Here is a 19,944-nt window from a genome sequence, read left to right as displayed (position 1 = left end):
GGACGGGAAGACCGGGCCGCCGTCCCTGTCGAAGCCGAACCCGTGGCGCTCGAGGCCGAACTTTGTCAGCCAGGCGTTCAGTCTTTTGAAGTCGATCTCCATCTCCTCGTTGAAGGCCTCGCTTGATGAGTAAATGTAATGCCCCCCGTCCGGGCGGAGGTCCACGAGATGCTTTATATCGAAGAAGCTGAAGGCGACGAGGTAGTCGCCCGGACTCTCTCTTATCGCCTCCGGCCTCACCGTGGCGCTCGAGTATTGTTCCAGAACCCACTCCTCCCAGCCCAGGTCCACTCCCTTCGGGGAGTCGTATATCAGAATGTCGTCGCCCGGCGCGGGCGTCGCGGGGTCCACCGTCCTCATTGCGTGGAGGAGGTACGCGTCCTTTGTCGTTACGACGAGCCGGCGGCGGCTCTCCCGCGCCGCTTTTAGGAATATTTCAAGCCGCTCGATGTTCCTGGGCCCGAAGTCGGCGATGGCGAATTCTTTACCGAAGGACGCGATGAGCTCCCTCGCGTTCCTGAGCACGTCCGCCTCTGTGGTCCATCGCCCCCGCCGCTCGTCGATGTTCGTGCCCTCCATGAACAGGATGTAGGGCCTGGGGGCTCTGGCCTTCTCGATGAATTCCAGAGTCTTCCGGGCATGGAGGCCGTGCATCCTGATGTCGCCGGTGTAGACCACGGGCCCCTGTGGCGTCTCCAGGATTGCCCCGACGGCTCCCTTGACGGAGTGGTCCACGGGGGCCCACCGAATTCTCAGCCCGGACACGCCCTTTCTCAGCTCGCCCGCTTCAAGGCTCCTTCCGCGCGACGTTGAGGGCCAGGGAAACCCGCTCCAGAAGGCCTCGAACTCCCTCGACCATCCGCCCTCAAGTATACAAACGTCGCGCCCTAATCGCATCGGCTCGCGGGCCGGCTGGAGGACCGGGACGCCTCGCTTCTCCTGAATTCGGCGGGCGTTGAAATAGAGAATCTCGTGCCCGAACTCTCCCTTTCCGGAGTCCTGCACGGCCCTCATGATCGCCGCGCTCATCGCGCTCGTGACCACCGGAATATCCGGCCGCAGGAGACCGATGTTGCCCACGTGGTCCATGTGGGCGTGGCTGGCCAGTACAAAATCGATTTTCCCAGCCTCCGGCCCGGTCAATCCGAAATCGGGGAGGAGGACGTCATCGCGATACAGGCCTCGCGCGTCTGGGACTATGCCCATCGTCACGAGGTCCTGGAGACCGGCGGTTGCGCGCGGCTTCATATACTCTTCGTAGTAGCGGGAGAGGACCGAGTAGTTGAGGCCGAAGTCGAGCATCACGCCGAGCCCGTCATAATTAAGAAGGAGCTTTGTGCCGCCTATGGTGTCGGTGCCGTCGAGGGCCAGAAGGCGCATTTGCTTTCCCCTCGACCAAACATGATGTGAGTATATATGCGCTTTGTAAATATTGCATATTGTTTCACGGAGCTGGAATGCCCGGCATTTATTAATCCAGGGGCTGCGGAGGTCCGGCGCCGGGAGGATTATATCCCAATAGAACCCATTATAAAATCCCGCTGCCAGGCCTCGGGTCATAATGTTTAAATAAGATGAAATTCATGGATAATCGGTGGAGGGCCCCTTTATGGTCGATTGCATAAAGTGCAATGATAGACCGGCAAAGAACGGCCCGTTTTGCGATGTCTGCGCCCGGGCGGCCTATCAGTATCTAGGGAAGCATATCGTCCCCGAGGACATCTCCATCAACCAGCGCCGCCTGAAGAAGTGATTTAAAGCCTTCTCTGTCAAATCGCGTGCTCGGGCTTCCCTTCCCGAGGGAGCTCTACATGATTAGGGTAGGGGAGTCCGGAGGGGAATTCCCGGGCGGGCCCTTCTCTTGATTGCCCTAATATCACAGCATGAAAGCTTTTTCATGGCCCCAGGAAATTTCTCCGGGAGAAAGTATTTATGGGATATCACAGCAGCCCTCAGCCCAGTGCCAGGAACTGCTCCACCGGGACGTGGACCACCCTGCCGCTCAGGAAGGGCGCGGGGCACTCGTGCACGAGAATTCCCCAAGGGCATCTGTGCCTCGCCATCGAGAATCTCACCTGCCGCTCACCTTTGCTACCCCACCCGACCTCGACCGCGATCTTGACACGCACCTGGAGCACGAAATCCGCCCCACCATCCGCGTCGTCATAGTGAAGAGAAGACCCCGGCACCCGGGCCAGCACGCCGGCCACCGCGGCCTCCAGCAGCGGCCCCTGGCGCTCCGAGGGGTCGGTGCCCGAGGCGTCCAGCACCGCCGCCATCATCGAAGGGGCAGCGAAGTACGTGCGCTTCTTCCGGCGAGCCCCGCGGCCGGCCGAACCCGCGACGGGAACCTCGAGAAGGAGGTCCACCCTGGCGAGGGCGTCCATCAGCGAGAGCACCGTGGCGGGCGGGAGGGAGAGCTCCGAGGCCATCTTCTGGACGCTCCTGTCCGGCGAGTCGGCAACAAGCGTGATGGCCTGCATGGCGGCCCGCAGGGTGCTCCTGTCGAAGCTCCCGATTCCCGGCAGGTCGACGTTGACGATGCGCTCGATCAACCTGTAGGTCTTGTCCCAGGCGCCCCGCAGGTCGGGGTCGTCCATGGTCGAAGGGAGGCTCCCAGCCATCAAAAACCGACGGACGAGGTGCTCCAGGTCCGGCAAGAGAGCCAGTTCCGCGCCGACCGTGCGGGCCTGTCTATTGAAGAACTTCAGAGCCGCGACAGGTCCGGCGGCAGCCGTCAGCTCTTCGAGTGACGGACCCGGTCGGACTTTCCTACCGGTCAGAACGAGATACTCCAAAAGTCCGGGGGGGGTGACCCTCCAGGTGACCGCCCTCCTCGCCACATCCGCGTTCATCCGGAGCGCCAGGGCTGAGGAGCCGCTCACGACGACCTGGACAGAGCGCGCCTCGTCGTGCACGGCCTTCACTGCGAGACCCCAGTCCGGGACATACTGGGCCTCGTCCAGGAAGATGAATATCTTTTTCGTCTGGACAGCGAGGTCTCCGCCCAGTATAGCTTCGTAGGCGTGCAGGGCCCGGGTCAGCGAGGCCCCGGGGAGGGCCGCCAGCCTGTCGCAGGGCAGGTAGAGCCGCCTCTCGGGTGGCACGCCTTCACCGGCGATTCGCTGGTAGAGCTGGAGCAGAATCGTTGTCTTCCCGACGCCCCTCAGTCCGAGGAGAACGACGAGCCTCTCCGCCCCCGCGTCTCCGCGCAGGAAAGCGAGCGAGTTCGAAATCACCCTGTCGAGAACAAAGCGCTATGTGAAGGGCTTACCGTCGGCTGAGGCGGTGAGACGCGGTGCGATTTCCGGCATCAGGGACAGCTGCCTTCTGACAAGCGCGCCTGCATTCATCGAGATGCCGGATTTCATTACTATTCATTATAGCCTACAGATATATATATCACTGTTCATTAAAATGAACAGCCATTCTTTTTTAAAATAGAGCTCTCTCACTCGGCCCCCGTGATGATTTGACCGGGATCAAGCTCGCGGACGTATCGCGGTTTCACCGGCCCACGGGAACCGTTCCACCGAGGCCATGACACCACCTCCTTCTCGGCGTCCGGTGGCCCCCCGTCTCCTTCATTCCTCATCCTCTCCCCCTCCTTTAGCAACCTTGTCCGCCCGCGCCAGCGCCCCCTGCCTTCTGGCGAGGGCTATCTCGTCCCTCATAGTCTCACTTGCATTTTTTATTATGGTGAGGCCTCTCTCGATTGTGTCCACCTTTCCGCCTATTTTGTCCAGCATCTGACCCATCGCCTCGAGAGCCCTCCTGTACTCCCCCGCCTCTCCCTCCTCCCTCATCCTTATATACCTCTCCTGAAGGAGGTGCGCCACCGGGAAGACTTCCCTGTATGTGCACACATACACTCCTTCCGCCCTCCCTATGCCGACCAGCTCCGGCGCCAGCTCGAGCACACCCTCCGGCACGACAAGGATGCAGGAGTCAATCGTGTTGGGCGTGTTTTGGTACTTCCGTACCTTCTCTATCTCGCCCCTCACTTTATTTATTATCTCTCTCTTTATATCTCTCTGCTCGTCGGGCCCGGCGCTCCGGTAAGCCTCGAGGAGCTCGAATACATCGGGGAGCTTGGAGTCGATCGGGATGTGCATCCCGTCCCCCAGGCACCAGGCGAACTCGACCGGCCCGCCCTCGGTCTGGAGGTTGCACCTGACCACGCCCGCCACAATCGACTCCCTCAGGGCCTCTTTCAGGAGCTCCTCGCCCACCATGCCCCTGCTCTTGGTCCCGGCCACCGCTTTCGTGAATGTCTCAATCATCCTGTTCATGTCGGCGATCTGGGCGTCGCGCCTCCTTTCGATTTCCTCCCTCGAGCGCCCCTGCTCCATGAGGAATCTCTCGGTGGCGAGCTTCTGCTCCTCAAAGAACCTCCTGTTGTGCTCCATGAGGTCCCGAATTCGCTTCTCCTTCTCGGCGTCAGTCTGGGCACTCTTCTCGGACATCTCCTGAAACAGCCGGTGGATGTTTCCTACAAACTCGCCGAACCTCCTCTCGCGCTCCTGCTCAAATCTCTGCCTCTCCGCGTCCAGCCTCTCGCGGGATCTCTCGATTTCGACAAAGCGCGCCTTCATCTCCGCGATCTGGGCCGAGAGACCGCTCAGCGCATAGCTCTGGGTTGACAGGTCCACGGACTGGTACATCCTGAGGCGCGCGAAAAAGAAGCCCGCCGCGAAGCCCGCAACCAGCCCGATCAGCAGAAGCAGCACCTCAATCATCGCAACCCGACCCGGACCCGTTCTTTGATTGATTCCGGGGCTATTTTTTATTTATGGTCTCGAAATGGCCCACCGAAACCGTTTTAATTCGCCCCCCTCTTGCGGATGGAGGTAGCATGCGCCCCGAGAACGGCGAGCAGGCGCCCCCGCGCGCTCGCGGGACGGACGACGACGAGGAGGCCCCCCTGCGCCACAGGAAGGCCGAGGACTTCAGCGAGTGGTACAACGAGGTGGTCGAGAGGGCGGGGCTCTGCGACAAGAGGTACCCCGTGAAGGGCCTTAATGTCTGGACGCCCTACGGCTGGAGGGCGATGGGCCTAATCGACTCGGCCATCCGCGCAATGATGGAGGAGACGGGCCATCAGGAGGTCTGCTTCCCCCTCCTCATTCCTGAGGACCAGTTCAGGAAGGAGGCGGAGCACATCCGGGGCTTCGAGGACGAGGTCTACTGGGTGACCAGGGCCGGGGGGAGCGAGCTGGATGTGAAGCTCCTCCTCAGGCCGACCTCGGAAACGGCGATGTACCCCGTGCTCTCCCTCTGGATTCGGAGCCACGCGGACCTTCCTCTCAAAATCTTCCAGATAGTGAATGCCTTCAGATTCGACACCAAGCAGACCCGGGCATTCATAAGAATGAGGGAGTTCCACTTCTTCGAGGCCCACACGTGCCACAGGGACTTCGAGGACGCCGAGAGGCAGATTGCGCAGGACCTCGAGATAATGAAAAGACTGGCGGAGGGCCTCTGCCTGGACTACATGGTCTTCAGGAGGCCCGAGTGGGACAAGTTCCCCGGGGCGCACTACTCGCTCGCCTGCGACACGCTCATGCCCGATGGCCGAACGCTGCAGATCGGGACAATCCATCAGTACAGGGACAATTTTGCGAGGGCCTATGGCATAACCTACGAGGACGAGAGCGGGGAGCACCCCCACGTGCACCAGACCACCTACGGCATGAGCGAGAGGCTCTTGGGGGCGGTGGTCGGCGTCCACGGCGACGACGGTGGCCTGGTGCTCCCGCCCGCGATTGCACCCGTACAGGTGGTCGTTGTGCCAGTGCTGGCGAAGGAGATGAAAGAGCCGGTGATTCAGGCCGCGCGGGAGCTGGCGGCGGAGTTGAGGTCCTGCGGCCTCCGCGCCCACCTCGACGACCGCGACATAAGGCCCGGTGCGAAGTACTATTACTGGGAGATGAGGGGCGTCCCGCTGAGAATTGAGCTAGGTCCGAGGGACATCGAGAGGAGGCAGGTGATTCTGGTCAGGAGGGACACGCGCGAGAAGCTCGCCGTTTCCCGTGACGGGGTGGGGGAGGAGTCGAGGGCCCTTCTGGACCGCATCGCCCTGAACCTCCTGGAGCGGTCCAGGGAGCTGATGAGGCGCGGAATCAGGGACATCACAGACCTCGTCGAGGAGGCGCCAACCGGTATTCTCAGGGCGGGCTGGTGCGGCTCCGAGCCCTGCGGCCGCGAAATCGAGGATAGGCTGGGCGTCAGGATGCTCGGGACCCTCTTCGGCGGAGAGAGCTACAGCGGGAAGTGCGTCGTTTGCGGCAGGGAGGCTGGGGCCGCGGCCTATCTTGCGAGAACCTACTGAAGGAGTGCGGACCGCGACCTTTCTGGCGGGGTCTGCTGACGAAATGCGGGGCCGGGGTTCGCCGGGCCGATAGGCCCACGTTCCCGCGAGGATTCGGCGGCCATTTGCGTGGGGTGGGATTGCGCGGGGCTACCCGGTTTTGAAAAAGAGCCAGCTCTCCTGCCTCTCCCCCGGCCTGGGCTTGAGCCGGATGAGGCAGTACCTCCCCCCCAACCTCCTGCCCCTCAGGTTGAAGACCCATTTCCCCTCGGCGATTTCGATGGGTTCGTACCTGCCGCTGTCCCAAATTCTGACAGTTCCTGCCCCGTAGTTCCCGGGCGGAATCTCGCCCTCGAATGTCCCGTAGCCGAGGGGGTGGTCCTCGGTGGCCACCGCCAGCCTCTTCACACCAGGCTCCGAGGGCGGCTCCTTCGGAATCGCCCAGCTCTTCAGAACGCCGTCCCTCTCCAGCCGCAGGTCCCAGTGCAGTCTGCGCGAGGAGTGCTCGTGGATGACGTAGTAGTTCCTCATCGCCTCCCTGTCCACCTCCATCTCCCGGAAGCGCTGTGCGAAATCGGAGGAGAGCTCGGGGGTCGGGGTGGCTCCTCCGGAGGCGCCCGGACCAGTCCTTGGAGCTTCAGAGTTTTTCGCAGCTGCGCGCTGATTCTCCTTTTCCCGCTTTGCCTCGGTGCCCTCGGCCCCGCGCTCCACGGCCGTGTCGAGCGTGGTCTGCTTTCCGGCCGCTCCGGGCCTTCCCTTTCTCCTTCCCGTCATTCAGCCACCTCGGGCAGTGGACGAGGGGCAGCGCGGGCTCAGGAGGCAGCGTCCGCAGTCCGGGGCCCTCGCTTTGCATGTGTAGCGGCCTAGGAAAACGAGTAGGTTCGTCGCCCTCCCCCATTTCTCGCGCGGGAAGAAGGCCATCAGGTCCCTCTCGATTTTCATTGGGTCCTTCTCCTTCGTCAGGCCGAGCCGGGCCGCGACCCGCCTCACGTGCGTATCCACGGCGATACCCTCGGAAACCCCGAAGGCACCGGAGAGAACGATGTTGGCGGTCTTTCGCGCCACACCCGGCAGTCTGGTCAGCTCCTCCATCGTGCGCGGGACCTCGCCCCCGAACTCGTCCACAATCATTTTAGCCGCCCCAAGCACGAGCCTCGTCTTTGCGCGATAGAAGCCCGTGGAGCGAATCTCCTGCTCGAAGGTCTCCGGGTCCGCGGAGGCGTAGTCGGCGGCTGTTCTGTACTTTTTAAAGAGCCGCTCCGTGACTTCATTGACCTTTTTGTCGGTGGACTGGGCTGAGAGAATCGTGGCGACGAGTAGTTCGAGCGGGTTCGAGAAGCGCAGCTCGATGCGCGCGTCCGGGTGCATCTTCTCAAGGCTCTCGAGAACAAACGACGGCGTGAGGGCCTCTGGTTTCCCTCGCCTCTTCTTCGCGGGCATGGGGCCACCGGGCCTCAATCGGGAGCGGAGGTGATAAGTTTTGCTGGCCTCTTGCCGCGGAGGGCGCACGGCTTTGGAGGATGGGGGAGGGGACGCGAGCCTCCCTGCGCGATGGTTTTTCCAGACCGGTATCCCGAGGGGCAGGAGAGAGAGCATACCCGGCGACTCGATGGCGGCTCCGGAGCCGATAGACTTGTGGGACGCGGGGGGGCGAGAAGAGCAGCCCGCACGTTCACGGTCACATTGTTTGTATCAAAATTATTAAATAAGCGGCGGGTCAATGAAAATATCGCATGATGCCGGAGCCGGGACTTCTGGCGGGTGGGCCGCGAGGGGGCGGGCCGAGAATCTCGCTCATGAGAGCGAGGGCCTCGGTTCTCATGGCCGCCCTCCTCCTCGCCCTTCCCCTGCAGACACATGACGCCGGGGCGAGGGTCCCGGAGGCGAGGTCCGTCTTCAGCATCACATCGCTCGACGGAAATTTGAGCGAGCTCGTCGTGTCCCTCGAACCGGGCGCCACGAACGACTCCGCTGCCCTGACATTCCCGTCGAGCGCGGAGGTGGTCTCGGCCTCGCTGGCCCTGACACCACTCCCGTTCACGGACGGCGGCACCGACTTCCCCCTCGGGCCCGAGCTGGACATTGGCGCTGACGGCTCCATAGAGTGGGCTTACAAAGGCCTCGGCTACGGCGCGCTGGGCCACCAGACCCTCTTCCACGACGGCTCCGCCGCATCGGAGGGCTACAACCTGAGCTTCGGCCCGGGCCAGAATAGAGTCCTGCTCACGAGGCTTCCCGCGAACGCCTCAATTACCGGGGCCTCGATGGTCGTTGGGGGCTGGCCCACCCCCTTCTGGGGCGACCCGGTCAGCGTCACCCCGCCCACGTTCTCGGAGAAGGAGGCCACGCCCTTCCTCCTCGCCGCCGGCGACAGGCTCTGGTGCGCCTGGGCGACGAAGGACCCGCAGATAAGCGACGGGACCGATTCCGACATAGTCGTCAGCTGGAGCCTCGACGGCCTGAGCTGGTCCGAGCCCGAGGAGATCTCGCAGAGGGGCGACATCCTCGAGGACGACTCGCCGTCCATAATCGAGTACGGGGGCAGAATCTACGTCGCATGGTCGGCGGCGAAGAGCGAGAGCGTCTTCTCGCCCTCGATTGTCTACATCCGCTGCTGGGACGGGAGCGGCTGGCGGAGGGCGGAGCGCCTGACGCCGCCGGAGCTGCTCTACATGAACGACTGGCCCCAGATGGCGGTCTACCGCGATAGGCTCTTCGTTTTCTGGAGGACGACGGATCCGCGGCTCGCCAGCATCCACGACACCGACGACATGGACATCGTCTACCGGGTCCATGACGGCTCCGACTGGACCGGCACATTCGAGCTCACGCCGGGCTGGAGCACGGAGATCGACTGGAGCCTCAACACTGTCCTCTACAGGGACAGGTTATATGTTTTCTGGGACATGGACGTCGACGCCACCAGCGGCTTCACCGTGGACATCTTCTACCGCTTCTTCGACGGTTTCCGCTGGAGCGACGCCTACAACATCATCCCCCAGCCTGACCGCGAGCTCGACGAGATTCCGAAGAGCTGCGTCTACCGGAACCCCGCCACGGGCAGGGACGAGCTCTGGGTGGCGTGGGTCCGCGGCAGCCCGAACCTGCACGATTTGGACATAATGGTCAGGGGCTACGATGGGGAGCGGTGGGGACCGATGATCGAGCTCACGCCGCCGGGCGAGGAGAAGGACAACATGGGCCAGGAGCTGCTCGAGTACGACGGGAGGCTCTACGTCGTCTGGGTCACCGGGACCAACACCTCCGTCGAGACCAACGAGACGATGAACGTCTACAACACCTACGGCGACGTCATCATCAGGGCCTACGATGGATACAGCTGGAGCGAGAGGATGGAGCTGACACCGGGCGAGGAGAACGACAACGCCAACTCGCCCACCATAGCCGTCTTCAGGGACAGGCTCTACGTGGGCTGGGCCTACCCCTACAAGGCCCCTCCGGGCGGGAGGGAGAGCTGGGACATCATCGTCCGCAAAATAGACTTCAGGCCAGTGGTTCTGGAGGTGGACACCGGGAACGACGGCACGACCGACTGGGGCCCCTCGGAGCTCCAGTCCACGAACGAGCTAGTGCCGATGTTTTCTGAGGACATCATGGGCGCTCTGGCGGCCCAGGAGCGGTGGAGGGACGACTGGGGGAACGAGCTCTGCGACCTCAGCATCAGGCTCAGCTCGGTCCACCCGAGCACGGTTTTGGTTGGAAACCTAAGCATCCGCTACTCCCTGACCGTGCGCTTCGAGAACATCTCTGCAGTCCTGAACTCGATTCTCAGGGAGAGGGGGGGGCAAGGCAGGTCGGAGGGCAACGTCACCATCCCGCTCAGGCTCGCCGCCCATTCATACGGAAAGCTCAGAATTCAGGACATCAACATCACCTACATCATCAACCTCCCGCCGGTCCTCCTCGAGCCCATCCCGGACTTCCGCTTCCCTGAGGACACGGATCTCATCGGCGCCATCGACCTGGAGGACTACTTCTGGGACGACTGGGACGATGGGTCCCTCGCCTTCGAGCTCATTTATGAAGAGAACGAGCGCGGAGTGGACGCGGTTCTGGAGGGCAGCGTGCTCTCCTTCTACACGCCGACGGAGAATTGGTTCGGCAGCGCGAGGGTCCAGCTTAGGGCGCTGGACCGCGCTCGTCTCTGGGTGGACGGAAACCTAATCAACGTGACAGTGGAGCCGGTCAACGACCCGCCGGTGCTTGAGCCAATACCAGACGTCGTGTCGTATGTGGGCAAGGTCGTTTTCATCGGTCTCAGGGCGACGGACGTCGAGGGCGACCCCCTGAGCTTCTCCGCCGACACGGAGCTCTTCGCCATCCAGCCTGTCCCGGGCGAGAGGGACAGCGCCTTTGTGCGCTTCGTGCCCCGGAGCCCGGGGGTGTTCAAAGTGAATTTCAGCGTCTCCGATGGGAACGGCGGGAGCGACTCGCAGGAGGTCGGGTTCCGAATTCGAGACAGGGTCTCCGCCGGAGCCACTGAGCTGTGCCCGAGCTGGCTCGTCATGGTATTGGTGGCCACGGGGGCGGTCGCTCTGGCGGAGTGGTACCGCAGGCGCCTGCTCAAGGAAACCGGCCCCGTGGTCCCGCCCGAGGAAGAGTTCCCCGAGGAGGCGGTCTTCTCGGGGAGAATTAGGACGGTGAGAAGGGAGGAGGCGGAGGGGGAAAAAGAGGGGCCTGAGAGGGAGGAGGACGGGAGTTCCCGGGGTCCTCCCGACGACGAGCTCGTAGAGGTGCTGGACGGCGTCCCGGGAGGCCGGTTGGGGGACGGCGCCGCTGAGGCCCCTGAGCGGCCGCGGGACGAGGAACTGGGGGCCGATGACTTCCTGGTCTGGGACGGCGACGGATGGAGGAGGCCGGAAGGGTAGCTGGGCGTTCGGGGAGGGTGAATTGAGGTAGAAACCGGGTAGCTGGCCTGACAGGGACAGAGGCTTAGAAGCAATGCGTTTCGCGAAAGGGCAATCAGGCGCGCCCGCGCGGCAGGCCCGGTTGTGGTGAGCAGCACCGATGCCACAAGCCATGCGTGGAGTCGCGAGCGTGGGGCTCAAGCCACCGCTCTGCGGGCTGCCTGAATCTCCATCGCGACCCTCTTGAGCCTCTCGATTCTGCGCAGGACCTCAGCCCTGAGCATCGCTAGAATCTCGCTCAGCGGCGCTATGTAATATTTGTAGGCGAGCCTCCTGCGCGGCGTGACCGAGACGACCCTCCTCACGACTCCCCTGTTCACGAGCGTCTGGAGATGGCTCCTCAGGCTGCGCTCGGATATCCTGACCCTGCGGGATATCTCGGCGAAGCTCAGCCTGCGCCCGTGGGCCGCCAGCACCTCGATAATCGCCGCGCAGCCCCTTGGAAATCCCAGTCCCCTGGTGACTTCCGCCGCGAAGGCCCTGAGGTGCCCGGTGGCGCCGCATCCCATGGCGGATGGAGGATATGCGGCTCCGATATTTATTTATTTTTATTTGCCGAGGTATGCAAATCAATAAATACATGCACGGGTATCCTCGGCCCGGATGGCCGGCGGCAGCAGTGAGGGGGGAGGCGCTATGATAGTGCTCTCGGCCTCGCGAGCCGAGATGAGCCACTATGGCTACAACCCCTTCGTCGCCTTCACCTGCACATTCCCGCAGCTCTTCTCCAAAATCGCTCTAGAAAAATACTTCACACCCGACGACCTCGAGGACGGAAGGGCGCGGTTCGCTCCCTACGGCCTAAGAAAGGCCGAGGCCCTTCTCGCCAAGGAGTTTGGTAGGGAGAACGTCGTGGTGTCGCACTACAACAACCTCGGCAGGTTCATCGGGCCGGGGACAAAGATATTCGCGGCGACAACAATGGACCCAATGGGGTTGGCCTATGTCTCGACCACCTACAACTCCCTTATAGGGTTCGGGGGGGAGTCTCTCAACGCGGTCGAGTTCAGGAGGATGATGCGGCACCCCGCGATTCGGAAATACAGGCCGAAGGTGGTCGTGGGAGGGCCCGGCGTCTGGCAGATTCGCGACACGAACTCCCAGAAGCTTTTCGGCATAGACCTCCTCTTCCAGGGCGAGTGCGAGAGGGATCTGGTGGAGATATTCCATAAAATTTTGAACGGGGAGAAGGTTCCGGAGTACTATGTCGCGACCAAACCCGACCCCTCAGAGATACCCCCGATAACAGGGGCCGCGACCTACGGAACCGTGGAGATAATGCGCGGCTGCGGCCGCGGGTGCCACTTCTGCACACCGACGATGAGAAAGAGGCACTCCTTCTCCCTGGACCACATAATGAAAGAGGTCGAGATCACCGTCAGGTGCGGCTCGAAGGCCATATTTACCACAACCGAGGACATCTTCCTCTACGAGTGCGGGCCGAACTTCGTCCCGAACAGGGAGAAAATCGTTAATCTTTTCAGAACCATCGCCTCCCACCCCGGTGTCGAGTACATCCTCCTCTCCCACGCCTCGCTCGCCCCTGTGGTATACGACCCGAAGATAACCGAAGAGCTCGCGCCCATTCTTATGGAGAAATCGCCCTGGGGCCCGGAGCAGGGCTACAGGGAGAGGTTCATCACTGTCGAGGTCGGGATAGAGACGGGGAGCGCGGCGTTGATGCGGAAGCACATGAGGGGCAAGGCGCTTCCGTTCAGCGTGGACAGGTGGCCTGAGCTGGTCGTGCAGGGCATAGGGATAATGAACGACAGCGGGTGGTGGCCACTGTGCACGATAATGACCGGGATGCCTGACGAGACCGAGGAGGACGTAATCGCCACGCTGGAGCTCGTGGATGAGCTGCGCTACCACGGGGCGAAGATGTTCTACACGCCAGTGGTTTTTATTCCAATTGAGGAGGCGATTCTGAGCAAGGCGAAGCGGTCCGACCTCAGGAACTTCACCGAGCTGCAGTGGGAGTTCATAATGAAGTGCTGGAGGAACAACATGGACTTCTGGATGCCCCAGCTCAGGTCATCAGTGGCGCTGGCCTCGTTCATCTATTTCATATCCTACCTCTTCTGGAAGCACGGGAGCAAGATAGGCGCCCCGATGAGGTACCTGATGGGCTTCCCTTACTACTACACAAGCAAAAAGGTTGGCAGGGAGTGCGACAGGGAATACTGCCTTGATGGCCGGCGCAGTCCGCTCAACGCAAATGCGGGCCAGGGGCAGGCCGGAGAGCTCGGGGGAGTCGGAGAGGCCAGCCCGGAGAGGCGAATCTAGCACGGGGAGCAGGATGGGCCTGGGGCGCGAGCCCGCGCAGGCGCTTCGCAGTCGGAGAGATGGGTTGTTCTTCTGTGGCTTATAGTGACAGTGAAGGTGGCGAAAAAGGCCAGGCCCGAGGTTGTGTCTACCCGGCCTTTCCATAGTATTTGTAATCCACGGTGGCTGACCAGTCGTTGCCCGGGTCCACCCACACAAAGAATCCGATGGGGCCGATTGGGTCATCGCCCGCGTTCTCGCACGTCACCCGCAGCGTCCAGCCCCGACTGTTGTCCTCGATTTTGCTATCAGTTATATTGCTCACCTTTATCGTCAGTGTTGCCTGGCCCTTCATGCCCTCCGTCTTCTGGGTGACGTTCTGTCCGTCTGGAGAGGAGAGGGTGAAGGTCATCGTGTCCGGTCTCGACTCGGACATGTCGTCGGTCCAGGTGCACCTGACCGTGACCTCATAGATGTTGGTCACGTTGGTCGAGTTGCCCCCGCCAAAGTCGATCGCGTACTCGACCGTCTGGCCTTCGGGAACGAGCTCCCCTTGTATATTAATTGTCTGCCCCGTTTTCGACTCGAGCTTGAAGTGGGCCGGCGGCGCGGGCTTGGATGGCCCGATGGAACCTCCCCCACCGCCGAGGGCTGCGGCCGCCACCACGACCACCACGACCGCAACAACGATTCCGAACAGAAACATCTTCTTCTTCATAAGCCCGCCAATCGCCATCCGCTTCCCGGGGACCGTGAGCGCGCTCCGACTCTCTTCCTGGACCGCCTGGGCATTTCGCGGCTGCTTCGCCCCCTGCTGACCGGTCTCGCCCATTCTCTCTCCCTGATTTCAAAGGTATAGTTGCGAAATTTATATATTTTGGTATTGTTGGCTCCTCAACAACGGCTGCACTGGGGTCCGCCCGGGCCTCGGGTCGGCAACCTGTCCCGCAGCGTCGGGAGCAATAATGGGAGGGACTGGTCAGGGCACGGGCGCTCAGTGCATCCACATCGGGAGCTGACGGTCGTAGCCCGCGAGCTTCAGCCCCGTCAGGGCCGCGGCATTGTAGGTCAGGGCCCTGAGGTCCTCGGGGCCGAGCGCGGCGGTCGATGTGTGGCCCGTGGCGGCGGTCAGCACCCTGACCTCGTCCGTGAGGGCCTGGAGATAGTTCGCCAAGCTCCTGCCCGCGAGCCTCCAGTCCAGCTCCGGAGCCGGCCCTGGGGCGGCTGTGCCTAGGTGAGCTCCACCACCGCCCTCCTCCAATCGAATCGCAATCATGGCGCCCTCGGGCACCCCGACCGCGTCCGCGCCAAGCGCGAGGGCCTTGAAGACTTCCGCGCCGTCGGTCATTCCGCCAGAGACCAGCAGTTTCACTCCCCTCTCCTTCGCCCCCGTCTCCTCTAGCGCTCTCCTCGCCGGGGCGAATATCGCGACAAGAGGGATACCGACTTCCTCAGCGACCACGACAGGCGCTCCGTGCAGGGGAGACTCCAGGGCGTCCAGCCAGACCGCGTCCGCACCCGCTTCGACCGCGAGTTTGACCTCCTCGTAGACCCTCGCCGCGCCCATTCTGACTATCACGGGCACGCGGTGCTCCGTGAGCTCTCTCATCAGCTCGATGTGGAGCCTGAGGTCCTCCATGTACTCTAGGTCGAGGGGGTGGGGCGGCAGAACTAAATCCAATCCCTCCGGAACACCGTAAAGAGCCGCGTGGGCCGGTATGCTTCTCTCCATCCTAAGGAGTCCGGTGGTCGAGCCCCTTCCCGTGCCGCAGAGCTCGACGACGACGGCGTCGCCGGCCCTCAGGGACTCGGGTGAGACACCGTAGCGCCCCGGGCCCCACGTAACCATTGACCGCCCGTGGAACTCCCGGCATATTGCTCCTTCCTCGGGAAGAAAACCGCCCTCGCCGGTCCCGAACGCCGTGCCAGCGAGGGAGGCACCGTAGGCCAATGCTAGGCGTACGCCCTTCCCGACCTCCCCGAAAGGGGCTCCCGGAATAAAGACCGGTGTTTGGAGGTTGAGGGGATTCCTGCATCCCTTCAGACCTATTGAGACATCGGTGTCGATTCCCCCGAAAATGTCGGCTGGGAAGCCGCCGGCAAGCCGGGCCGGGCATATACAGATTTCGTCAAGGCCGGGGAGCCGCCTCTCTGGGGAGCCACTTGCGAGCCTCACTGTGCCTGAGGAGGCCTTGCGCCGGATTTCTTCGTGCTTCAGCCGGTCACCCCCGTTCCACCACTCCATGCGCCGGTCAAGAGAGCCGCGGGCTCGCGACAAAGCCCCGGCCCAGTCTTCCAGCCGCCTGAGCTCGTCACATCCTCACCTCCCCTATCAGGGGTCGGGCGGTCTCTGGGAATATTTTCTTGAAGTCCAAGAATTCCTCGTCGCTCTGGACGCGTCTGAACTTGTATAGCCGGTGGAGTTGCCTCAGCCTATCGAGCTCCTGGGGGGAGGGCTTCGAGAGGCGTGCATTCAGGCCGAGTGACGCCGGCTCGCCGAGCACAAATATCGCTCCGCCCATAATGTTCTCTCCCACGAGCTCGCCCGCGTCGCCCACGACCACGAGCTCGCCGAGCATCATGTACTTCCCGGTCTCCCGTCCGACCGCCCCATCTATGACGAGTGTCCCGCCCCGCATCATCTGTCCTGCCGGGCCGCGACAATCGCCCTTGACCACAAGGGTGCCCCCGCGCATGTAGTGCCCGGCCCCGCTCCCGCAGTCCCCGTTAACAATGAGCTCGCCCGATATCATGCTGTCGCCGCAGAAGCGCCCCGCATTCCCGTTAAGCGAGAGAGAGGCGCCGCTGTTGAGTGCGCCGAAGAAGTCGCCTGCGTTCCCCTCAACCCGCACGGTGTAACCCGCGGGGAGGCCGATCGCGATGCAATGCTGCCCGGTGAGCCTCGTGAGCTGGACGCTCCTCGTGGCCTCGAGCTCCTTCAGGAGGGCCCGATTGATTTCGCTAGTGGTGGAGATTTTCCTCTCAGCCATCTCCCTCGCATGGATATCTGGGAGGGCGAATTAATAGATTGCGGAGTGGCTTAAGGCGTGAGACGGTACCTATCCCTCGGGAATAGAGCGCACTCACGGATATTGTCCCTGTCCGTCAGTACCATCAGCGCCCTCTCGGCCCCGAGCCCCCAGCCTGAGTGGGGGGGCATTCCGTACCTAAAGGCCTCCAGATAGAACCTGAAGCCTGAGGGGTCGAGCCCGCTCTCTCTCAGGCGCTGCTCCAGCCGGGCGGCGTCGTGGACCCTCTGGGCCCCGGAGGCCAGCTCCCTCTCGCGGAACATGAGGTCGAAGCTCCTGGTCTCGTCTGGTTTTTCATCGAATGGGAGGGCGTAGAATGGCTTGAGAGCGGCTGGCCAGCGGGTGATGAAGTAGAAGCCCCGCTGCTGCTCGCCGACCGCCCGGAGGGCCTCCATGCCGAGGTCCCCGTCGGGCTCGAGCGCCGCCCCCGCCTCCTCAGCTAGCCGGGCGCATTTGGAGTAGGGCAGACGGGGCAAAGGGACCGATGGCTTGTCGAGAGAGACCCTGAGTGTCTCGAGCTCTCTCCCCCTCTCCTCTAGCACCCTTTGAATCGCTCCGGCAAGGCACCTCTCCAGAACGCCCATCGCGTCTTCCTCATCCGCGAAGGCGAGCTCCGCATCCACCGAGGTGAACTCGTTCAGGTGGCGTACGGTGTCGTGCTCCTCGGCCCTGAAGGCGGGACCGATCTCGTAGACCCTGTCCAGCCCGGTCGCCATCAGCATCTGCTTGTAGAGCTGGGGTGACTGGTTCAGGAAGGCCTTTCTTTCGAAGTACTGGACCTGAAACAGCGCGGTTCCACCCTCCGTAGCGGTGGCGACGAGCTTGGGGGTGTGGACCTCGATGAAACCCTCGCGCTCTAATGTCTCCCTTATTCCAGCGAGCATCGAAGCTCTGATTTTAAAGACGGCAGAGCTCTCGGGTCTGCGCAGGTCAATGAAGCGGCTGGTCAGGCGTGTGTCGAGCTCGACGCCAACTCTGTCGACCACGCCCATTGGGAGCGGCGCCGCGGCCTCGGAGATCACCTCGACCTCCTGTGGAATGAGCTCGAAGCCACGCGGGGCCTCCGGGTTGGCCCTGAGCACGCATGCCGCGGCAACAACGCTCTCCCTATTGAGGGTGGTGAGGCGCTTGAAGAGCTCCCGGTTCTCCTTCTTCACCAGCGTGAGCTGGACCGTGCCCTCCCTGTCGCGCAGCTGGAGGAAGGCGATTCCGCCGAGATTCCTGAGCTCCTGCAGCCAGCCCGCGACCACGACCCTCGAGCCGTCACGCGTCGGCCCGAGCGCCCCGCTGTAGACCCGCTCCCTCAGCCATTCCTTCACGCTACCGCTCCTCCGGCAGCCACCCGCGCCTTCCTTCGGCCCGGGGCCCCTCGAGCAGCACTGGCCCACGCCGTAGGGCCCGAGCCTCGGCTAGCTCGTAACTCACTCGTGGGTTATTATTGTATCGTGGAGGCGCAAATGCCCATCATTGGTGGAGGACGGAATCCGGCGAGCCGGCTGGAGAGCGGTGGCGGTACTGGGAAAACCGTCAAATACCCATCCGCTTATTCCATCCCAATGCCACCGACGGTCGTCACCCACACCGACTCGGACGGCATCCTCTGCCTGGCCACATTCCTGAAGAGCGCGGGCCCCGAGCAGCCGTGCAGGGTCTTCTTCTCCTCCCCCTCGCGACTTTTCAGCACCCTCGCCTCCGCGATAGACGAGGACGACGAGCAGAATGAGATTATCTATGTTTTCGACCTCGCCCCAACTAGGGAGGCCCTCATCGCCTCGCTGGTTTTCGATAAAGCGGTCTGGGTTGACCACCACAGCTGGGACGTCGGTGACTTCAAACACGAGAGGCTGGAGGTCCTCAACGACCCCGAGGCTCCCAGCGCTGCCCAGCTCGTGGCGAAATACCTGAAGATAACCAGCGGCTTTGAGGGGATCGCGGAGGAGATTGACCAAGGCAAAATCGAGAGCCCCATGGCGCAGAGGCTCAGGGACCTTGTCGACGCCTACAAAGGGAAGGACGACTGGGACGCGGTCGCGAAAAGTCTTCAGGAACTCGCCCGCAAGCTCGCAATCAACGGACCTGGGGAGGTTATGAAAGAGGAATACAACCCCCTCCTCGAAGAGTACGCCGCCTTCGCGAAAAAGGTCGAGGCAAGGGCACTGGAGCTTGTTCAGGTTCACGAGGTCAGTCAACGAAAGGTGGCCGTAGTGGAGTCGTCGGATCCCCTCCCCGTCTATCTCGTGACCCGGAGCCTCCTGACCCATCCCCAGGCGCCCTTCGACGTGGTTATTGTCATCAACCGGATGCCCTCGATGACTCGCTGCGAGTTCAGGACGCAGAAGGACTACGATGTCCTGAAGCTCGCGAGGTGGCTCGGGGGTGGGGGCCACAAGCGCGCGAGCGGGGCCACGCTGGAGCGGAAAGTTAGGGTGGAGGAGCTCCTCAAGATTATTGACTGAGCCCGTCCCCGCCACTCGCCCTGCTGAGACGGCAGGCGAATGACCAGTCGCTTGACTTGGTGAGGATGGGGGGAAGAGGGGAGCTGATGGGAGGGGGCGGCCGGTGGCTGGGCGCGCGCAGGGTTGGCCGCTGAACCCCGGACCGGGGGCCGCTGGGAGAGTAGGGCAGGCGCCGAGCAAAGGGTCGCGGGGCCTGTTGCCGAGCTGGCGCCCTAGTCCCCCAGGGGTCGATGGAGTTACATGAGCGCGTCCACGGGCCTCCAGCCATTGAGAATCGCGGGGCCGTGGCTCGTGCCTATTCTGGTCGCGCCCGCCCTTATCATCTCGCAGGCGGTGTCGAAGCTCCGAATTCCGCCGGCCGCCTTCACCCCTGCCCTGTCACCCACGACGGAGCGCATCAGCTTCACGTCGTCCACCGTTGCTCCTGCCCGCCCGAAGCCCGTGGAGGTCTTCACAAAGGCCGCCCCCCCCTCGAGCGCGAGAGCACAGGCCCTCCTCTTCTCCTCCTCCGTGAGCAAGCATGTCTCAAGAATCACCTTCACAGCGACCGAGGCGGCCCTGACCACGCCCGCGATGTCCTCGACCACCCTGAAGTCCTCCCCGTCCTTCAGAGCAGCGACGTCAAGGACCATGTCCACCTCGCTCGCACCGAGCTCCACGACCCTTCGCGCCTCGGCTGCCTTGATTTCTGGGAGGGTTGCTCCGAGCGGAAAGCCGACGACGGAGCAGACGCCCACCCCGCTTCCGCGGAGGAGGGCCGAAGCCAGCGCGACGTTGCGTGGGTTGACGCAGACGTGCCCGAATTCGTACCTCCGGGCCTCCTCGCAGAGCCTCTTTACGTCCTCGCGTCCGGCCTCGGGCGCAAGGAGGGTGTAGTCTATCATGGCAGCCAATTGCTGGCGCGTTATCATCATTTTCCCACCGCCGAATCGATGTAGGATGTGTAGCCAGTAATA

General features: G+C 62.8%; 17 protein-coding genes. 5 read left to right on the top strand and 12 right to left on the bottom strand.

The window, feature by feature from the left end:
- Positions 1 to 1,380: MBL fold metallo-hydrolase (locus QW379_05245; protein MEM2869810.1), on the bottom strand; the 1,380-nt coding region annotated here is incomplete at its 3' end.
- Between the two features lie 214 nt (positions 1,381 to 1,594).
- Between QW379_05245 and QW379_05240 the strand changes: the two genes are divergently transcribed.
- On the top strand, positions 1,595 to 1,753 hold the full coding sequence (locus QW379_05240) for a hypothetical protein (protein MEM2869809.1): 159 nt from the start codon (positions 1,595 to 1,597) through the stop codon (positions 1,751 to 1,753).
- 199 nt (positions 1,754 to 1,952) lie between these two features.
- Here QW379_05240 and QW379_05235 read toward each other — a convergent pair whose 3' ends face one another.
- The 3 genes from QW379_05235 to rmuC all read right to left on the bottom strand — a co-directional run bounded on the left by QW379_05235 (position 1,953) and on the right by rmuC (position 4,739).
- The gene (locus QW379_05235; GenBank protein MEM2869808.1) at positions 1,953 to 3,239 is read right to left on the bottom strand and encodes an AAA family ATPase; all 1,287 of its coding nucleotides are present in this window, start codon (positions 3,237 to 3,239) and stop codon (positions 1,953 to 1,955) included.
- Between the two features lie 212 nt (positions 3,240 to 3,451).
- The gene (locus tag QW379_05230) at positions 3,452 to 3,595 is read right to left on the bottom strand and encodes a hypothetical protein (protein ID MEM2869807.1); all 144 of its coding nucleotides are present in this window, start codon (positions 3,593 to 3,595) and stop codon (positions 3,452 to 3,454) included.
- Positions 3,585 to 4,739 (bottom strand): DNA recombination protein RmuC, encoded by a 1,155-nt coding sequence (rmuC, locus tag QW379_05225; protein MEM2869806.1) that lies wholly within the window; start codon positions 4,737 to 4,739, stop codon positions 3,585 to 3,587. Before rmuC ends, QW379_05230 begins: the two co-directional genes overlap by 11 nt.
- Before the next feature lie 116 nt (positions 4,740 to 4,855).
- On the opposite strand from rmuC, the gene proS reads away from it, so the two are divergent.
- Positions 4,856 to 6,331, top strand: coding sequence for a proline--tRNA ligase (proS, locus tag QW379_05220; GenBank protein MEM2869805.1), 1,476 nt, complete (start codon positions 4,856 to 4,858; stop codon positions 6,329 to 6,331).
- A gap of 129 nt (positions 6,332 to 6,460) precedes the next feature.
- Here the strand turns inward: proS and QW379_05215 are convergent, their stop codons facing one another.
- Both QW379_05215 and nth read right to left on the bottom strand, forming a co-directional pair.
- Positions 6,461 to 7,084, bottom strand: a complete 624-nt coding sequence (locus tag QW379_05215; GenBank protein ID MEM2869804.1) for a DNA polymerase ligase N-terminal domain-containing protein — start codon at positions 7,082 to 7,084, stop codon at positions 6,461 to 6,463.
- Positions 7,085 to 7,750 carry an endonuclease III gene (gene nth, locus QW379_05210; protein ID MEM2869803.1) on the bottom strand — a complete coding sequence of 222 codons (666 nt, stop codon included), beginning with the start codon at positions 7,748 to 7,750 and terminating at the stop codon, positions 7,085 to 7,087.
- Between the two features lie 293 nt (positions 7,751 to 8,043).
- Between nth and QW379_05205 the strand changes: the two genes are divergently transcribed.
- The gene (locus QW379_05205; protein MEM2869802.1) at positions 8,044 to 11,199 is read left to right on the top strand and encodes a hypothetical protein; all 3,156 of its coding nucleotides are present in this window, start codon (positions 8,044 to 8,046) and stop codon (positions 11,197 to 11,199) included.
- A 176-nt stretch (positions 11,200 to 11,375) separates the two neighbouring features.
- On the opposite strand, the gene QW379_05200 is transcribed toward QW379_05205, so the two are convergent.
- Complete coding sequence (locus QW379_05200) at positions 11,376 to 11,747, bottom strand: helix-turn-helix domain-containing protein (protein ID MEM2869801.1); 372 nt, start codon at positions 11,745 to 11,747, stop codon at positions 11,376 to 11,378.
- 94 nt (positions 11,748 to 11,841) lie between these two features.
- Between QW379_05200 and QW379_05195 the strand changes: the two genes are divergently transcribed.
- The gene (locus tag QW379_05195) at positions 11,842 to 13,524 is read left to right on the top strand and encodes a radical SAM protein (protein MEM2869800.1); all 1,683 of its coding nucleotides are present in this window, start codon (positions 11,842 to 11,844) and stop codon (positions 13,522 to 13,524) included.
- Positions 13,525 to 13,651: 127 nt separating this feature from the next.
- Here QW379_05195 and QW379_05190 read toward each other — a convergent pair whose 3' ends face one another.
- The 4 genes from QW379_05190 to aspS all read right to left on the bottom strand — a co-directional run bounded on the left by QW379_05190 (position 13,652) and on the right by aspS (position 17,851).
- A complete protein-coding gene (locus QW379_05190; GenBank protein MEM2869799.1) occupies positions 13,652 to 14,335 on the bottom strand; it encodes a hypothetical protein in 684 nt (227 codons plus the stop codon).
- A gap of 162 nt (positions 14,336 to 14,497) precedes the next feature.
- On the bottom strand, positions 14,498 to 15,748 hold the full coding sequence (locus QW379_05185) for a glutamate synthase-related protein (protein ID MEM2869798.1): 1,251 nt from the start codon (positions 15,746 to 15,748) through the stop codon (positions 14,498 to 14,500).
- Between the two features lie 67 nt (positions 15,749 to 15,815).
- The gene (locus QW379_05180; GenBank protein MEM2869797.1) at positions 15,816 to 16,493 is read right to left on the bottom strand and encodes a hypothetical protein; all 678 of its coding nucleotides are present in this window, start codon (positions 16,491 to 16,493) and stop codon (positions 15,816 to 15,818) included.
- A 50-nt stretch (positions 16,494 to 16,543) separates the two neighbouring features.
- Positions 16,544 to 17,851: an aspartate--tRNA(Asn) ligase gene (aspS, locus tag QW379_05175; GenBank protein MEM2869796.1), complete on the bottom strand. Its 1,308-nt coding sequence runs from the start codon at positions 17,849 to 17,851 to the stop codon at positions 16,544 to 16,546.
- A gap of 237 nt (positions 17,852 to 18,088) precedes the next feature.
- Between aspS and QW379_05170 the strand changes: the two genes are divergently transcribed.
- On the top strand, positions 18,089 to 18,988 hold the full coding sequence (locus tag QW379_05170; GenBank protein MEM2869795.1) for a hypothetical protein: 900 nt from the start codon (positions 18,089 to 18,091) through the stop codon (positions 18,986 to 18,988).
- A 236-nt stretch (positions 18,989 to 19,224) separates the two neighbouring features.
- Here QW379_05170 and deoC read toward each other — a convergent pair whose 3' ends face one another.
- The gene (gene deoC / locus QW379_05165) at positions 19,225 to 19,899 is read right to left on the bottom strand and encodes a deoxyribose-phosphate aldolase (protein ID MEM2869794.1); all 675 of its coding nucleotides are present in this window, start codon (positions 19,897 to 19,899) and stop codon (positions 19,225 to 19,227) included.
- Between the last annotated feature and the right edge of the window lie 45 nt (positions 19,900 to 19,944).

It is taken from the genome of Thermoplasmata archaeon (genome assembly GCA_038851035.1).
GTDB lineage: Archaea > Thermoplasmatota > DTKX01 > VGTL01 > VGTL01 > JAWCLH01.
Note: the sequence above shows the minus strand (reverse complement) of the source record. Positions and strands in the feature narration are given on the sequence as shown.

What these genes read in the sequence shown, in the direction of transcription:
- deoC (MEM2869794.1), bottom strand. Translation starts at nt 19,899, where the DNA reads ATGATAACGCGCCAGCAATTGGCTGCCATGATAGACTACACCCTCCTT.
- QW379_05200 (MEM2869801.1), bottom strand. Translation starts at nt 11,747, where the DNA reads ATGGGATGCGGCGCCACCGGGCACCTCAGGGCCTTCGCGGCGGAAGTC.
- QW379_05205 (MEM2869802.1), top strand. Translation starts at nt 8,044, where the DNA reads ATGATGCCGGAGCCGGGACTTCTGGCGGGTGGGCCGCGAGGGGGCGGG.
- proS (MEM2869805.1), top strand. Translation starts at nt 4,856, where the DNA reads ATGCGCCCCGAGAACGGCGAGCAGGCGCCCCCGCGCGCTCGCGGGACG.
- QW379_05185 (MEM2869798.1), bottom strand. Translation starts at nt 15,748, where the DNA reads ATGGAGTGGTGGAACGGGGGTGACCGGCTGAAGCACGAAGAAATCCGG.
- QW379_05180 (MEM2869797.1), bottom strand. Translation starts at nt 16,493, where the DNA reads ATGGCTGAGAGGAAAATCTCCACCACTAGCGAAATCAATCGGGCCCTC.
- rmuC (MEM2869806.1), bottom strand. Translation starts at nt 4,739, where the DNA reads ATGATTGAGGTGCTGCTTCTGCTGATCGGGCTGGTTGCGGGCTTCGCG.
- QW379_05190 (MEM2869799.1), bottom strand. Translation starts at nt 14,335, where the DNA reads ATGGGCGAGACCGGTCAGCAGGGGGCGAAGCAGCCGCGAAATGCCCAG.
- QW379_05195 (MEM2869800.1), top strand. Translation starts at nt 11,842, where the DNA reads ATGGCCGGCGGCAGCAGTGAGGGGGGAGGCGCTATGATAGTGCTCTCG.
- nth (MEM2869803.1), bottom strand. Translation starts at nt 7,750, where the DNA reads ATGCCCGCGAAGAAGAGGCGAGGGAAACCAGAGGCCCTCACGCCGTCG.
- QW379_05230 (MEM2869807.1), bottom strand. Translation starts at nt 3,595, where the DNA reads ATGAGGAATGAAGGAGACGGGGGGCCACCGGACGCCGAGAAGGAGGTG.
- QW379_05170 (MEM2869795.1), top strand. Translation starts at nt 18,089, where the DNA reads ATGCCACCGACGGTCGTCACCCACACCGACTCGGACGGCATCCTCTGC.
- QW379_05215 (MEM2869804.1), bottom strand. Translation starts at nt 7,084, where the DNA reads ATGACGGGAAGGAGAAAGGGAAGGCCCGGAGCGGCCGGAAAGCAGACC.